The organism is Rothia nasisuis (assembly GCF_928381405.1).
Classification (GTDB): Bacteria; Actinomycetota; Actinomycetes; order Actinomycetales; family Micrococcaceae; genus Rothia; species Rothia nasisuis.
In genome coordinates, this window is sequence record NZ_CAKMSB010000001.1 from 1 (window position 1) to 14369 (window position 14369).

Below are 14369 nucleotides of genomic sequence, written 5' to 3' on the forward strand. Positions count from 1 at the left end.
GGCCAAGGGGGTGGGCTCACTGGGGCTTGTCATAGAAGTGGAATAAAAGGAGGGTTTATTGAACAGTGTTCAAAACCTGTTTATAGTAGTGGGCATGACCTCATCACAGACTTCCTCCCGCCCGGCACGCGCCGCTGCTCATCCCGGCCGCGACCTGGCCCTCATCGCTGTTTTTGCCGCTTTTATTGCCGTGTGCGCTCTTCTGCCTGCTATCCCGGTTGGCCCGGCTGCCGTTCCTATTACCCTGCAAACCCTGGCTATCTACATTGCAGCCCTGACCCTGGGCGGCAACCGCGCAGCCCTGGCCGTCACTCTTTACGTCATTGCTGGCCTGATTGGCCTGCCTGTCTTTGCTGGCGGACGCGGCGGGCTAGGAACCATCGCCTCCCCCTCCTTTGGCTACCTGCTGGGCTTCATTCCCGGCGCACTTATCACCGGTAGCCTTGCCTATGCCGCCCTGCGCCGCCGCCTGAGCGGGACTAGTCTTTTTGGTGCTTTTGTCATAGCCGTACTGGCAGGCTTTGCGGTGATTCAGGTCTTCGGTGTTGCCGGCATGATGATTAACGCTGACCTTGAGCTAGGTGCTGCCGTTGCTGCCGCGCTGATCTATGTTCCCGGCGACCTCATCAAGTGCCTGGTTGCCGTGCTGATTGCCCTCGCTGTGCACCGCGCCTTCCCAGCCCTGGCTCGCCGCTAGGTACTACAAAACCCGTGTTTTTTTCTCGCTCTTCACGCACAAGCACTGCAAGCCCGTCGGCCCAGTTTACGGACGACGGGCTGCTTGCCGTCCGCTCCGCCACCGTCACCGTTGATACTGGCGCCAGCGAACGCACCCTCCTGCAAGGCATCACCGCGGAGCTTTCTGCCCCGCGTACCGCCGTACTCGGCCTCAATGGCTCGGGTAAATCCACCTTTCTGCGGCTTTTCAACGGGCTTTCCCCTCTCACATCGGGCGAGGTCACCGTACACGGGGTGAGCATCAGCGAGCATTTATCGGCAGTGCGCTCGCGGGTGGGTATGCTCTTTTCCGATCCCGGTGCCCAACTGGTGATGCCGACGGGCGTTGAGGATGTTGAGCTGTCTCTCCAGCACATCAAGGGTAAGGAGGCCCGCCGCGCCGCCGCGCTGGAAGCTCTTGCTGAGCGCGGGGTTGAGCACCGCGCTTTTGACTCTGTCTATAACCTCTCCGGCGGCGAGAAGCAGCTAACCGCTCTAGCTGCTGTCCTGGCAGTTAACCCTAAGGTTCTCCTTTTAGATGAACCCACCACCCTTTTAGATCTTAAGAACAGGTTGAGACTATTTGACCTGCTCGACACCCTTCCCCAGCAGCAGGTTGTCTCTACCCATGATCTTGACCTGGCAGCTACGTGCGATGAGGCCATCGTGATCCACGAGGGTCGACTACTGGCACAGGGACCGGCGGCCAGCGTCCTAGCAGACTACCAGCGCTGGTGTGCCACGGACTTCCCCACCCTGCCAGAACCGGCTGGCCCCGGGCGTCCTGACGGGAGCCGGGCATGAACATTGCCAACCAGCTCTTTGGCACCTACCAGCCCCTCAATACTCCGGTGCACCGGGCACCCCTGTGGGCTAAAGGCGTCTTCATTCTTGTTCTGGGTATGTACCTGGCAGTCACTAGCCACTGGGCTTTCGGCCTTGTAGCCCTCGTGCTGATGCTGGCCCTCGGGGCTCTGGCAAAAATTCCGGGGCGCACCTGGTTGCAGGCCCTAACCTCCCTCACCTGGCTACTGGTGATTCTATCGGTCTACTACCTGGTGAGCGGCAAGATAGTGTCGGGGGCGGACGTCCTGCTGACCCTGCTCACCATGATTGCGGTTTCTAAGGTGCTCCTGTGGTCTACGCCCCTGCCGGTGCTCATTGACGGCTTTATCTGGCTGTGCGCCCCTCTCAAGTGGGTAGGGGGCTCTCCTGAGCGGGTGGGGCTAGCGCTGGCCCTGATGGTGCGTTCTATTCCGGTGATTATGGATAGCTGGCGGTTGATTCAGGCGGCGGTGGTTGCCCGCGGGGTTAAGGTGGCACAGTTTCGGCTCTTTATCCCCCTGGTGATTGCCACGGTGGCCTACGCCCACGAAACCGGCGATGCCCTTGCCGCCCGAGGCCTTGATACCCCGTAAGTCTTGTAGCCTTTCAACAGAGGTGGCGAAAAGTACAGCCCTAGAGGGCTCTGGCAGACTCCCCGTACCTGCCGTAGGTGGGCATAATAGAAAGGACGAAGGTGCAGAGATGCACCTTTTTTCTTTGACGAAAACGCCCTAGGATTCCATGAAAATTACCCGCTTCATTCACCGGCGAGAATGGTTACTCGCCCTGGTGGCGGTGCTGTCTATCGTGGCTCAGGTCTACCTTGACCTCAAGGTTCCCGAGTACATGGAGAACATCACCCTCACCATCTCATCCCCCGGGTCAGAACTGAAGGACGTCACCTCAGACGGCACCCTCATGCTGGCTGCAGCGCTGGCCTCCATGGTCTGTGCCATTATCACCGGCTACTGCACCGCTATTTTCGGCACAACCCTAGCCCGGCGTATGCGGGCCGGGGTCTATAACAAGACCTTTGACCTCTCCAGCGCTGAGGTCAACCAGATCGGCACCGACAGCCTGATTACCCGCTCCACCAACGATGTGACCCAGGTGCAGATGTTTGTGGTGATGGGCTTGCAGATGAGCATCAAGGCCCCCATCATGGCGGTGTGGGCCAGCTCCAAGATCGCTACCCAGTCGCTGACCTGGACCATTCCCACCGGCATCGCCGTCCTAGCTACCCTGCTGGTTCTGGGCGTCGCGATGGGCCTGGCGATTCCCCGCATGATGCGTATGCAGAAAATCACCGACCGCCTCAACCGGGTTACCCGTGAGCACCTGACCGGCCTGCGCGTCATTCGGGCCTACACCACCGGGGATTTTCACCAAGAACGCTTTGAAGAGGTCAACACCGACCTGCGTAACACCACCCTCTTCGTCAACTCCACCACGGCCTTCATCATGCCCCTGTTGACCGCCATTATGACCGGCCTGTCGCTCTCGATTTACGTGTTGGGTGCTGTGCTCATCAACGGCACCGCCAACCTCACCGACCGCGTCACCCTCTTTGGGCAGATGGTGGTCTTCTCTACTTATGCTCTGCAGGTGGTCACCAGCTTCATGATGATGACCGTAATCTTTGTGATGGGCCCACGAGCACTGGTTGCCTGGCGCCGTATCCGCGAGGTGCTTTCGACTCCGGCTACGATTGTGGACGGCGGGGTCAGCGCTGGTACGGCCCCGGCAGGTTCCCTGGAGTTTAGGAATGTCAGCTTCCGTTACCCCGAGGCGGACGGGGACGCCCTGCATTCGATTTCCTTTACGGCAGCCCCGGGTGAGACGGTGGCCATTATTGGTTCAACCGGCTCGGGTAAGTCGACCCTGGTGAATCTGATTCCGCGTTTTGCCGATGTGCGCGAGGGTGCGGTGCTGGTGGACGGTGTTGATGTGCGCAACTGGAACCAGAAGGACCTGCGGGCCCGCTTAGCCTATGTGCCTCAAAAGAGTGTGCTCTTCTCGGGCTCGGTGGCCTCTAACCTTGCCCTGGGTGAGGGCCTGCAGGCAGTGACCGCCGAGGACGTGGTGGCGGCAGCTCATGCAGCTGCGGCAGCTGAGTTCGTGGGCAAGAAAGAGGACGGCTATGCCTCGGTGGTTGCCCAGAACGGTAAGAATTTCTCTGGTGGTCAGAGGCAGCGCCTATCCATGGCCAGGGCCTTTGCCCGTGGCGGGGAGATCATGATTTTTGATGATTCCTTCTCGGCCCTGGATTATAAGACTGAGCGGGATATCCGCAGTCAGCTCAAGAAGACCGCCAAGGGGGCGACCATCGTGGTGGTGGCCCAGCGTATCGGTACGGTACGGGAGGCCGATAAGATTCTGGTGCTTGATAAAGGCCGCCTGGTTGGCTCCGGCACCCACGAGGAACTTTTGGCCAGCAACGAGGTCTACCAGGATATTGCCCTGTCCCAGCTCTCTGAGGAGGAACTTCGCTCATGAGCCAGTCACCAGTTTTTACCCCCGAAGAGCTAGAGTCAGCCCGCAGGGGCCTAGAGTCTGCAGGCCAGCTGCGCGATAGCCAGCTCAAAAGCGATAAGGGCTCCCGCCCCGGTGGCTTCGGTGGCCCCGGTGGTCCGCCGCGCCACACCCTGCCGGGGCAGGCGTCCGCCCCCTTCAAACAAACTATAGGTAAGTTGCTTGCCTACCTGCGCCCGGTGCTGCCCGGCATGATTGTTGCCATTGTGGCTGCCATTATCGGGGTTGTTCTTACCATTGTTGCCCCGCAGTTCCTTTCGGCGATCACCGATGAGATTCAGAAGGGCTTCACCGGCCAGCTGGATATGGGCGAAATCTACCGCCTGATGTGGATCTCCATCGGCATGTTGGTGGCCTCCCTGCTTCTAAGCCTGGTGGAGGGGCAGATTATGGCCCGCTCAACGGTCTGGGTATCGCGCTCCATGCGCCACGATTTGGATCGCAAAATTGACCGGCTGCCTCTGGCCTACATGGATAGGGGCTCAACCGGCGATACACTCTCGCGCGTGACCAACGATGTGGATACCCTACAGCAGACCCTCAACAACTCCCTGGCCACCACCATCACCGGTGTGGTCACCCTGGTGGGCTCAACCATCATGATGATTGTCACCGACTGGCGCATGGCCCTGGCTGCCATTGTTGCCTCCCTGCTGGGTATCGTCGCCTCCGGCTTCGTGCTGGCCCGCAGCCAGAAATACTTCGTGGCCCAGCAGCAGCTACTCGGTAAGCTCAATGGCCACATTGAAGAAACCCTCAGCGGTCACTCCATGATCCGCGCCTACAACGGGGAGGCAGGCGCCCGCGCCGAATTTGCCGACCGCAATAGCGACCTCTACCGGGTGGCCTGGAAGTCTATGTTCTTCTCGGGCCTCATGTTCCCCCTCATGGGCTTCATCGGCAACCTGAGCTATGTGGTGGTCTGCGTGGTTGGTGCTGCCCTGGTTCTGAACAACAGCATCACTTTCGGCGTGATTGTGGCCTTTATCGTCTACGTCCGCCTCTTCACCAATCCCCTGGGCCAGCTGGCCCAGTCGGCAACCTCCCTCCAGTCGGCGGCAGCTGCGGGTTCTCGCGTCTTTGAGTTCTTAGAGGCAGAGGAGCTGGAGGACGAGTCCGCCAAGACCGGCGCTCTGCCCCAGCCGGTGCGCGGGGCAGTGAACTTTGAGGACGTGCGCTTCAGCTACGAGCCGGGCACTGAGATTATCCACGGCTTTACCGCCTCGGTAGCACCGGGCCAGAAGGTAGCCATTGTAGGCCCGACCGGAGCCGGCAAAACCACCCTGGTCAACCTGCTCATGCGCTTCTACGAGCTGGACTCGGGCCAGATTCGTATTGACGGGGTGCCCACCACCGACCTGACCCGCGAACAGGTGGACTCCCTCTTTGCCATGGTGCTACAGGATACCTGGCTCTTTGAGGGCACCCTGCGGGAGAACGTAGTCTATGGGGCCGGAGAGGTCAGCCAGGAGCGGCTAGATGAGGTGATGGCCTCGGTGGGCCTGGACGAGCTGGTCACCCAGCTGCACGATGGCTACGACACCGTGTTGACCGATCAGACCCAGCTCTCAGCCGGCCAGAAGCAGCTGGTCACCATTGCCCGGGCTATGGTGGCCAATAAGCCGCTGCTAATCCTTGATGAGGCAACCTCATCGGTTGATACCCGCACCGAGCTGCTGATTGCCCGAGCCCTGGGCCAGCTGGCGGTTGGCAAGACCTCCTTCGTGATTGCCCACCGACTCTCCACTATCCGGGACGCCGACGTCATCTTTGCTATGCGCGATGGTGACATCGTCGAATCCGGCTCCCACACCGAGCTGCTGGAGCGCGGCGGCTTCTACGCTGAGCTCTATAACTCGCAGTTCGCGGGGGCTAACGAGTAGATCAAGAAAGAAGGAGCGGGCTCCAGCGTGTTGTGCCCCTCTCGCTCGGCTCGCTTCGCTCTCAAAGAGCGATTCACGCCCCGCCTTGCGGCGGATTCCGTGCCCTGAGGGCGTTGCATCTTCGCTTCGCTCAGATGATTCGCACCAGTTTCTTTTGTCACCTGGGGGCGGAAACTGGTGCTCATCCGGTCACTCCATCCGAGCCAGCAGCTTCGCTGCGAGCCCGCTCCTTCTCTATTGGTTGCTGAATAAAGGCACCTAAACCTGCTGACCAGGCTAAAATATGTGTGATTGCACCTACACCTTCTCGCACAGTCACGAGGCGCTATGTCTAACTTTGCTTTTGTTTACCAGGCCCTGCCGGAGCTCTACCAGGATTGCGCCAAGGCTGAGGGTTATTTGGTGACGGACGCACCCACCGCCTGCTTCTACGCCCGGCGGGCTATCGAGGGCTTGGTGGAGCACATCTACCGAGCGCGGGGCATCTATCGCCCGGAGCAGGCCACTTTGGCAACCCTGACCAGCAATGAGGCTTTCTCGGTATATCTCGACAATGACAAGCGTCTGAAGTTCAAGACCATCCGCCATCTGGGAAACGATGCGGCCCATAACTCCCGGAAGGTGCTTTCTGGGCGGGACGCCGAGCGGGCTGTTACCGACCTGTATCACCTGATGGTCTGGGGTGTGTACAACCATTCGGCGACCCCAGCTCTAGCTCCTATGGGTAGGGCTTTTGACCGCCAGCTTATTCCCACGCTACGCCGTCAGGCGGAGCAGCGGGCCCTGACCCAGCAGCGCATGGCTGAGGCTGAGTTGGCGCTGAGCTTCATGCGCAAGAAGCTGCGAAGTGTAACCCACCTGCTCGATAAGGGTCAGAAGAAGCAAAGTTCGCAAAAATTCTTGACACAATTAGATTTTAATACCCCGAGCAATGAATCTTATTCAGTCGCCTGATTACTTTTGAATAGACCTCAGTTACTGTCTTTCCGTGAAACCTGGTTCTGAGTACTCAGGATTGTGAGTAGCGTGAACCCATTACGAATAAAATCTAATTGACCTTACAAGTGTTATCAAAATTTATGGGTTTGTGTTCCAACCAAATTTGTGTTCAATGTGTGAAGGTAATAGGTTCCATTCCCTGGGCTTATAAATTTGCCACTCCACTCTTTAAATTTGTGCTTCTTAAATCTTTTAGTTACTTTCACTGAGTAAAGTGAAGCGTCCCAGAGTGATCGTGCATTTTTACTGTGCACTATAGGGTCAGCGGAAGGGTTGCCCCAAGGTGTAAAATTAGCAGGTTTTGGCTTTTTGTTATTTTTACTGCCATGCAGTTCCCATCCTAAGTCATCTTGTGTTTTAGAAGAATCGAAGAGGAATCTGTAGCCATAATGTCGATTTTTCTGATCTATGGGGTGTATATGATACCCGCTGTCTGTGGAATTATGGGTTTCGGTGACAGCTTGATGAAATTTTAAGAAAAATTCAATTTTATCATGTCCTGCTATTTTATTTAGTTTTCCCATGCTTTGAAACTCTTCTAAAATATCATTTTTTCTTATGATGGTAGTTTCGACAATTTCGATGCCTATGTCGTGTTCTATGTCAGATAGACAATTTTCTCGAATTTCAGAGCTTGAAATTCTTCTAATTGTTCTCGAAAATCTAAACAATGGGAGGAGGCGTTGTAAGTATTCTTTTTTATCCAAAATCCGTCGAGCATCCTCTGGATTTTCGATTTCTTCTAGTAGTAAGAAGAGTAAAAGGATTACCTCCCTTTTTTTGGTAGTTTTCCAAGAATCGTCACAGCAAGAAGTTTTGCTTTGTAAATCAAAAATATCGAGCTGTTGTGATATTTTGCCATATTGAATCGAGAATATACCAATAAGATGGTTTAGGGAAGAAGTAATAGATGGCATGTCTGTCTCGTGGTTAACAATATTTTGTATCATAAATATTAACTCCGAATTAGGTGGGACTATAAAGCTTGGCTGCTGGTAGAGAGGTGATTGAGGTTTTATTCAAAGTAATCAGGCAACCCAGGCTCGCAGCGAAGCTGCTGGCTCGGATGAAGTGAGCCGCTGGGCTCCATCCAGCGCGAGCCTGGAGAGCTGTAACGAAGGGGCTTTTGAATAAGCTTCACCATCTGCCTCAGCCAGTGAACCACCCTCAAGTGGTGTGACAGCAATAATCTGAGCTGCAATCGCAAACATATCGCGTCGTTCGTCTGCCTCGCGCTCAGTCATCAGCACCAGATTTTCACCATCACGACGGGTCACAAGAACAGGCTGAGACTCAGCCGCTTCAAAAACAGGTTTGAGGTTAAGGCTTAGCTCAAAAGAGTTGAAAGTTCTAGTATAGGTAAGAGTAGACATATCATCAGCCTATTCAGAAATAGTTCTGAAAACAAGAGTTATCAAAAGCTTCTAAACCCTACTGAATATCAGCAATATCAGGGAACAGAAACGGAATAATCGGTTGCGGTCGGTAGTGGAGAGGGTTATTGCTCATATCAAGACGTGGCGGGTTTTGCATACTGGGTTCAGGCGGCCGTTGAGGTTGTATCAGCGGGTGTTCTCGGTGGTGCGGGGGTTGGTGTTTTATGCCGGTGGTAGGACTTTTGAATAAGCCTCTTTAGTTGCTCACTACATGGGAGTCCACAATAGAAGTAGGAAAGACAGGACACCCTACGGAGGACCACATGGCCCACAAGAAACCCACCCTCACTGAGGCTCATTCATAAGGTCTTTCTCGAGGCACCCCCGGGCTCGCGCTCGCTGCCGACCTTCTCGCCCGGTTCGCTTCTGGCTGGCAAGCTCGCCAGATGCGCAAGGCTTTCTTTTTCGCTGCGCGAAAAATCCTTGCTTATCCAGGCGATTGGTGCCCGCCTTGCGGCGGATTCCGTGCCCTGAGGGCGCTGCATCTTCGCTTCGCTCAGATGATTCGCACCAGTTTCTTTTGTCACCTGGGGGCGGAAACTGGTGCTCATCCGGTCACTTCATCCGAGCCAGCAGCTTCGCTGCGAGCCCGGGGCACCTCTACCCTTATGAATAAGTCTCACTGACACCGGCGAAATCCTCGATGACGCCAACTTGGCCGACTACCAGGCCGAAGCAGAACACACCGGGGTAAATCTAGCTAGCCCACCAGCTCCCCGAACCGAGCGTGCGTCATATCGCTGAGCGTGCGTATGGCGGGTGCACGCTCAGCGATATGACGCACGCTCGTTGTGTCGCCGGTAAACTGAGACTATGAAAACCCCTTTCACTGACCCGCCCCTGACCGGCTCCGAAAAGGAGCTGGTGCTTGGCTATATCCGTTTTCAGCAGGAGGTTTTCCTGCGCAAGCTCCAGGGAGCGGACGGCACCTGGTTGAGCGAGAGCGTCCTTGCTACTCCCCTGCACCCCACCAGCATGACCTTAGCCGGTATGGCCGGGCACCTCTGGTTCGTTGAGGACTACTGGCGGGAGGAAATCCTGCTCGGCCGCAGCCTGCCTGAGCCGTGGGCGTCCTTCGACTGGCAGCAGGAAGCGGACGCCGACTGGTACCTGCCCCTCCCCCTGCCTCAGGTTCTAGAGAACCTGCAAGCCAGTATGGAGGAGACCCGGCAACTCCTGGTGGAGCGCGACTGGGATGATCTCAGTGACGGCAGTCTCAAGGACGGCACCCGCTTCAGCTACCGCTGGGTCGCCCTGCACCTGATCGAAGAGTGGGGCAGGCACCTGGGCCACGCTGACCTGCTCCGTGAAAATATCGACGGAGAACAAGGAGATTAGACATGGATCTCACCACCTTCACCTGGACGCGCCCACCCCGCCACTACACCGTCACCCGCGACCAAGTAGAAATCACCACCGAACCCGGCACAGATCTGTGGCAACGCACCTACTACCACTTCCGCAACGACAACGCCCCAGTCTTGCAAACCAGAACCCGGGACCAGTACTTTTCCTTTATCGTCAAGGCCAGCTTCGATACCGCCCAGCACCGTTTTGACCAGTGCGGTGTAGCTGTCTACCTGGACAGCAACAACTGGATTAAGGGATCCATCGAATACGAAAATAAGGACTTCCAGCACCTGGGTTCAGTCGTCACCAACGGCGGCTACTCAGATTGGGCCACCACAGAGATACCGGCAGCAACCGGCTATATGTGGTACCGGCTCAGCCGCAGGGGCCAGGACTTCCGCATTGAAAACTCTCTCGATGGCACCACCTGGCATCAGATGCGCATCTGCCACCTGGCGGATGCGGGTGAAGAGATCAGTTTTGGGGTGTACGCCTGCTCCCCCGAAGACTCATCGTTTACCGCTGTCTTCACGAATTTCGAGCTAACAGACTGTGCCTGGCAGCCCCACGAGGGGCAACAACCTGACAAAAAGTAAAGACGCCCCGCACTCCCCTGCCCCGGGGCAAGGAGGGTGCGAGGCGGCGTCCTTATGTTCTTACCCAAAGGCTAGATGTTGAAGCCCAGGGCTCGCATCTGGTCGCGTCCGTCCTCGGTAATGCGCTCGGGCCCCCACGGGGGCATCCAAACCCAGTTCACGTGCCACTCGTCAATCATGTTTTCCAGGTTCTGCTGAACCTGCTCCTCGATGACGTCCTGCAGGGGGCAGGCGGCGGTGGTCAGGGTCATGTCGAGCACGAGAGCGCCTTCGTCGTTCCAGCGCATACCGTAGAGCAGACCCAGATCAACGATATTGACACCCAGTTCGGGGTCAATCACGTTCATGAGGGCCTCTTCGATGGCCTCTTGGCTGGGGGCACCAGCGGGTGCTTCTGCCATGGTGGTGTCCGTCCTCTCGGTTGAGACAGCTAGCCTTACTTGGCTGCCAGGTAACGCTCGTAGCCTTCTTCTTCAAGACGGTCAGCGAGCTCGGAGCCGCCCTGATCTACCATCTTGCCGTCCACGAAGACGTGAACAAACTGGGGCTTGATGTAGCGCAGGATGCGGGTGTAGTGGGTAATCAGCATAACGCCCATGTCGTTAGCCTGGTGGGCGCGGTTAACGCCTTCAGACACAACCTTGAGGGCGTCAACGTCAAGACCGGAGTCGGTCTCGTCAAGAATACCGAACTTAGGCTTGAGCAGTTCCAGCTGCAGAATCTCATGGCGCTTCTTCTCGCCGCCTGAGAAGCCTTCGTTGACGTTACGTGAGACGAAGGCGGGATCGATGGCCAGGCTCTCCATAGCTTCCTTGACGCCCTTGGTCCAGGTGCGCAGGGCGGGTGCTTCACCGTCAACAGCGGTCTTGGCTGAGCGTAGGAAGTTGCTCATGGTGACGCCGGGGATTTCAACGGGGTACTGCATGGCCAAAAAGAGACCAGCGCGGGCACGCTCGTCAACGGACATCTCGGTCACGTCTTCGCCGTCGAGCAGGATCTCGCCAGAGTCGATCTGGTACTTGGGGTGGCCTGCGATGGTAGAAGCCAGGGTTGACTTGCCGGAGCCGTTGGGGCCCATGATGGCGTGGATTTCACCGGAGTTGATGGTGAGGTTGACGCCCTTGAGGATGGGCTTGGTGTTTTCGTCGTCCAGAATAACGGAGACGTGGAGGTCCTTGATTTCAAGGGTTGCCATAGTTTGTTTCTCCTGTAAAAAGGTAAAGCTTTAGTTGTTGGAAATCGCGAGTTCAGCTTCGAGGGCATCGGTGAGCTGCTCTTCGAGCTCGGGGATGCGAATCTGCTGAATAATCTCGTTGAGGAAGCCGCGGACGACCAGGCGGCGGGCTTCAGCCTCGGGAATGCCGCGAGCCTGCAGGTACCAGAGGTGCTGCTCATCGAGCTGACCGGTGGTGGAAGCATGGCCGGCGCCTTCAATCAGGCCGGTTTCGATTTCCAGGTTGGGCACGGAGTCGGCACGGGGGCCGTCTTCGAGAATCAGGTTGCGGTTGAGCTCGTAGGTGTCGGTGCCTTCTGCATCCTTACCGATGAGCACATCGCCCACCCAGACCGAGTGCGCACCCTTGCCCTGCAGGGCACCCTTGTAGGTGACGCGGGACTTGCAGTTGGGTTCGGTGTGGGCCACGAAGAGACGGTTCTCAATGTGCTGGCCGGCATCGACGAAGTAGAGGCCGTACATCTCGGTTTCAGCGCCGGGGGCGGTGAACTTGGTGGAGGGGGTGACGCGCACCAGGTCGCCACCCAGGGAGATGTTGACGTGCTTGAACTTAGCGTCCCGTCCCAGAGCAGCGTACTGAGCTGAGGCATGGATTGCGTCATCCTCCCAGAGCTGAACGGTGATGATGGTCAGGGAGGACGAGTCACCCACCTTGAACTCTACATTCTGGGAAAGCACAGCTGAGCCGGTATGGCGCAGTACAAGCACGGCCTTGGAGAAGGGCTTGGTTTCGATGAAGAGGTGCTGGGCTGCGGCGTCCTTGTGGGTGCCCTTGATTGCAACCTCAATCTGGCCTTCCAGTTCGGCTTCAGCGGGAACGGTGATGGCGGTTGCCTCTGAGAAGGCGCTCCAGGCGTTAGCCGCTACACGGTCCTCGGGAATGCCGGCGGAGCCGATGCGGGCGTCGTCGCGGGTGATGGTTTCAACCTGCACGCCTGCGGGAGCATTGACTTCTACAGCGGGGGCAGTACCGGTGAGTTCATCGGTGTGTAGGCCACCTAGGCGCTTGAGGGGGGTGAAGCGCCAGTCTTCCTCGCGGCCGGTAAGCTCTTTGAAATCCTCCAGCTTGTAGGAGGTCTTGCGCTCGGCACGGGAGCCGTCGATCTCGACCTTATCAGTGTTGTGTTTAGAGACACGGATAGTGTCGTCGGTGGCCAGCTCGGTTGCCAGCTTTTCGCCTTCCTGGTCCATACCGGGAATCGCGGGGTTGTTGTGACCCTGGTTTTCTGTCTTAGCCATAATTTAGCCTACGGATCCTTCCATCTGGAGTTCGATCAGGCGGTTGAGTTCAAGGGCGTATTCCATGGGCAGCTCGCGGGCGATGGGCTCCACGAAGCCGCGCACAATCATGGCCATGGCTTCGTCCTCGGGCAGGCCGCGCTGCTGCAGGTAGAAGAGCTGCTCTTCTGAGACGCGGGAGACGGTTGCCTCGTGGCCCATAGTGACGTCGTCCTCGCGGATATCTACGTAGGGGTAGGTATCGGAGCGGGAGATAGTGTCGACTAGCAGAGCGTCACAGACGACCGAGCTCTTAGCGTGGGAAGCGCCCTCGCGTACCTGGACCAGGCCGCGGTAGGCGGCGCGTCCACCGTTACGGGCCACTGACTTGGACACGATGGTGGAAGAGGTATTGGGGGCGATGTGAACCATCTTGGAGCCGGTGTCCTGGTGCTGGCCCTCGCCAGCGAAAGCGATGGAGAGGGTTTCACCCTTGGCGTGCTCACCGACCATGTAGACAGCGGGGTACTTCTGGGTGACTTTGGAGCCGATGTTGCCGTCAATCCATTCCATGGTGGCACCCTCATGAGCGATAGCGCGCTTGGTCACCAGGTTATAGACGTTGTTGGACCAGTTCTGGATGGTGGTGTAGCGAACGCGGGCGTTCTTCTTGACCACAATTTCAACGACTGCTGAGTGCAGTGAGTCAGTCTTGTAGATGGGGGCGGTGCAGCCTTCGATGTAGTGAACGTAGGAGCCCTCGTCAGCGATGATGAGGGTACGCTCGAACTGGCCCATGTTCTCGGTGTTAATGCGGAAGTAGGCCTGCAGGGGGATCTCTACGTGAACTCCCGGGGGGACGTAGACGAAGGAGCCACCTGACCATACGGCGGTGTTGAGGGCTGCGAACTTGTTGTCACCTGCGGGGATGACGGAGCCGAAGTATTCTTCGAAGAATTCGGGGTGTTCCTTGAGGGCGGTATCGGTATCTAGGAAGATAACGCCCTGATCCTCCAAATCCTCACGGATCTGGTGGTAGACAACCTCTGATTCGTACTGGGCGGCAACGCCGGCGACCAGGCGGTTACGTTCAGCCTCAGGAATACCGAGCTTCTCGTAGGTGTTGCGGATGTCTTCAGGCAAGTCTTCCCAGGTTTCTGCCTGGCGCTCGGTAGAGCGGACGAAGTACTTGATGTTGTCGAAATCGATATCTGAGAGGTCTGCCCCCCAGGTGGGCATGGGCTTGCGGTCAAAGAACTTAAGAGCCTTCAAACGGAGGTTCAGCATCCATTCGGGTTCGCTCTTCTTGGCTGAAATGTCGCGCACGACATCTTCGTCAAGACCACGCTTTGCAGCCTGGCCTGCTTCGTCGGAGTCAGCCCAGCCGTACTCGTAGGTACCGATACCTTCAAGTTCGGGGTTTGCCTCCAGAATTTCTGAAATGACGGTGTTGTTGGCGGTGCGCTCAACCTGTTCAGTCATTACGGCCTTTCTTGATGGGTTGGGGTTCACGGTCCTTCCGTTCACAGGCGGGGCTCGTGAATTCTTCTTCTGTGGTAGCTGCACGGACGGGCTAGCT

The 14369-nt window shown here is 57.3% G+C and carries 15 protein-coding genes; 8 read left to right on the forward strand and 7 right to left on the reverse strand.

Annotation, left to right across the window (positions count from 1 at the left end; genetic code table 11):
* Positions 1-94 precede the first annotated feature (94 nt).
* The 6 genes from L6966_RS00005 (at position 95) to L6966_RS00030 (ending at position 6911) form a co-directional block, all read left to right on the forward strand.
* Positions 95-697, forward strand: coding sequence for a biotin transporter BioY (locus tag L6966_RS00005; protein WP_237223889.1), 603 nt, complete (start codon positions 95-97; stop codon positions 695-697).
* A gap of 14 nt (positions 698-711) precedes the next feature.
* Positions 712-1521, forward strand: coding sequence for an energy-coupling factor ABC transporter ATP-binding protein (locus tag L6966_RS00010; protein WP_237232621.1), 810 nt, complete (start codon positions 712-714; stop codon positions 1519-1521).
* Entirely contained in the window at positions 1518-2135 is a 618-nt protein-coding gene (locus tag L6966_RS00015; protein WP_237232622.1) for an energy-coupling factor transporter transmembrane component T family protein, read from the forward strand. Before L6966_RS00010 ends, L6966_RS00015 begins: the two co-directional genes overlap by 4 nt.
* 148 nt (positions 2136-2283) lie before the next feature.
* Positions 2284-4038 (forward strand): ABC transporter ATP-binding protein, encoded by a 1755-nt coding sequence (locus L6966_RS00020; protein WP_237223887.1) that lies wholly within the window; start codon positions 2284-2286, stop codon positions 4036-4038.
* Positions 4035-5957, forward strand: a complete 1923-nt coding sequence (locus L6966_RS00025) for an ABC transporter ATP-binding protein (protein WP_237223886.1) — start codon at positions 4035-4037, stop codon at positions 5955-5957. The genes L6966_RS00020 and L6966_RS00025 overlap by 4 nt, the downstream gene beginning before the upstream one ends.
* Positions 5958-6284: 327 nt before the next feature.
* Positions 6285-6911, forward strand: coding sequence for a DUF4145 domain-containing protein (locus tag L6966_RS00030; RefSeq protein WP_237223885.1), 627 nt, complete (start codon positions 6285-6287; stop codon positions 6909-6911).
* Positions 6912-7027: 116 nt separating this feature from the next.
* Here the strand turns inward: L6966_RS00030 and L6966_RS00035 are convergent, their stop codons facing one another.
* From L6966_RS00035 to L6966_RS00045, 3 genes are all read right to left on the reverse strand, one after another.
* Positions 7028-7873 carry a hypothetical protein gene (locus L6966_RS00035; protein WP_237223884.1) on the reverse strand — a complete coding sequence of 282 codons (846 nt, stop codon included), beginning with the start codon at positions 7871-7873 and terminating at the stop codon, positions 7028-7030.
* Positions 7874-7984: 111 nt separating this feature from the next.
* On the reverse strand, positions 7985-8329 hold the full coding sequence (locus L6966_RS00040) for a hypothetical protein (RefSeq protein ID WP_237223883.1): 345 nt from the start codon (positions 8327-8329) through the stop codon (positions 7985-7987).
* 362 nt (positions 8330-8691) lie between these two features.
* Positions 8692-8943, reverse strand: a complete 252-nt coding sequence (locus L6966_RS00045; protein WP_237223882.1) for a hypothetical protein — start codon at positions 8941-8943, stop codon at positions 8692-8694.
* A gap of 262 nt (positions 8944-9205) precedes the next feature.
* On the opposite strand from L6966_RS00045, the gene L6966_RS00050 reads away from it, so the two are divergent.
* Positions 9206-9730, forward strand: a complete 525-nt coding sequence (locus tag L6966_RS00050; RefSeq protein WP_237223881.1) for a mycothiol transferase — start codon at positions 9206-9208, stop codon at positions 9728-9730.
* Between the two features lie 2 nt (positions 9731-9732).
* On the forward strand, positions 9733-10338 hold the full coding sequence (locus tag L6966_RS00055; RefSeq protein ID WP_237223880.1) for a DUF1349 domain-containing protein: 606 nt from the start codon (positions 9733-9735) through the stop codon (positions 10336-10338).
* Positions 10339-10409: 71 nt separating this feature from the next.
* On the opposite strand, the gene L6966_RS00060 is transcribed toward L6966_RS00055, so the two are convergent.
* The 4 genes from L6966_RS00060 to sufB are packed head-to-tail and all read right to left on the reverse strand — an operon-like array spanning position 10410 to position 14272.
* Positions 10410-10739, reverse strand: coding sequence for a metal-sulfur cluster assembly factor (locus L6966_RS00060; protein WP_083092831.1), 330 nt, complete (start codon positions 10737-10739; stop codon positions 10410-10412).
* A 35-nt stretch (positions 10740-10774) separates the two neighbouring features.
* Positions 10775-11533 carry a Fe-S cluster assembly ATPase SufC gene (gene sufC / locus L6966_RS00065; RefSeq protein WP_237223879.1) on the reverse strand — a complete coding sequence of 253 codons (759 nt, stop codon included), beginning with the start codon at positions 11531-11533 and terminating at the stop codon, positions 10775-10777.
* Between the two features lie 30 nt (positions 11534-11563).
* Positions 11564-12811, reverse strand: coding sequence for a Fe-S cluster assembly protein SufD (gene sufD, locus L6966_RS00070; RefSeq protein ID WP_237223878.1), 1248 nt, complete (start codon positions 12809-12811; stop codon positions 11564-11566).
* Between the two features lie 3 nt (positions 12812-12814).
* Positions 12815-14272 carry a Fe-S cluster assembly protein SufB gene (gene sufB / locus L6966_RS00075; protein ID WP_237232623.1) on the reverse strand — a complete coding sequence of 486 codons (1458 nt, stop codon included), beginning with the start codon at positions 14270-14272 and terminating at the stop codon, positions 12815-12817.
* Between the last annotated feature and the right edge of the window lie 97 nt (positions 14273-14369).

Bases quoted from the DNA above. Each gene is read 5' to 3' on its own strand.
- L6966_RS00055 (WP_237223880.1), top strand. From the start codon at position 9,733: ATGGATCTCACCACCTTCACCTGGACGCGCCCACCCCGCCACTACACC.
- L6966_RS00045 (WP_237223882.1), bottom strand. From the start codon at position 8,943: ATGAGCACCAGTTTCCGCCCCCAGGTGACAAAAGAAACTGGTGCGAAT.
- L6966_RS00015 (WP_237232622.1), top strand. From the start codon at position 1,518: ATGAACATTGCCAACCAGCTCTTTGGCACCTACCAGCCCCTCAATACT.
- sufC (WP_237223879.1), bottom strand. From the start codon at position 11,533: ATGGCAACCCTTGAAATCAAGGACCTCCACGTCTCCGTTATTCTGGAC.
- L6966_RS00035 (WP_237223884.1), bottom strand. From the start codon at position 7,873: ATGCCATCTATTACTTCTTCCCTAAACCATCTTATTGGTATATTCTCG.
- L6966_RS00005 (WP_237223889.1), top strand. From the start codon at position 95: ATGACCTCATCACAGACTTCCTCCCGCCCGGCACGCGCCGCTGCTCAT.
- L6966_RS00050 (WP_237223881.1), top strand. From the start codon at position 9,206: ATGAAAACCCCTTTCACTGACCCGCCCCTGACCGGCTCCGAAAAGGAG.
- sufD (WP_237223878.1), bottom strand. From the start codon at position 12,811: ATGGCTAAGACAGAAAACCAGGGTCACAACAACCCCGCGATTCCCGGT.
- L6966_RS00060 (WP_083092831.1), bottom strand. From the start codon at position 10,739: ATGGCAGAAGCACCCGCTGGTGCCCCCAGCCAAGAGGCCATCGAAGAG.
- L6966_RS00020 (WP_237223887.1), top strand. From the start codon at position 2,284: ATGAAAATTACCCGCTTCATTCACCGGCGAGAATGGTTACTCGCCCTG.
- L6966_RS00025 (WP_237223886.1), top strand. From the start codon at position 4,035: ATGAGCCAGTCACCAGTTTTTACCCCCGAAGAGCTAGAGTCAGCCCGC.
- sufB (WP_237232623.1), bottom strand. From the start codon at position 14,272: ATGACTGAACAGGTTGAGCGCACCGCCAACAACACCGTCATTTCAGAA.
- L6966_RS00030 (WP_237223885.1), top strand. From the start codon at position 6,285: ATGTCTAACTTTGCTTTTGTTTACCAGGCCCTGCCGGAGCTCTACCAG.
- L6966_RS00040 (WP_237223883.1), bottom strand. From the start codon at position 8,329: ATGTCTACTCTTACCTATACTAGAACTTTCAACTCTTTTGAGCTAAGC.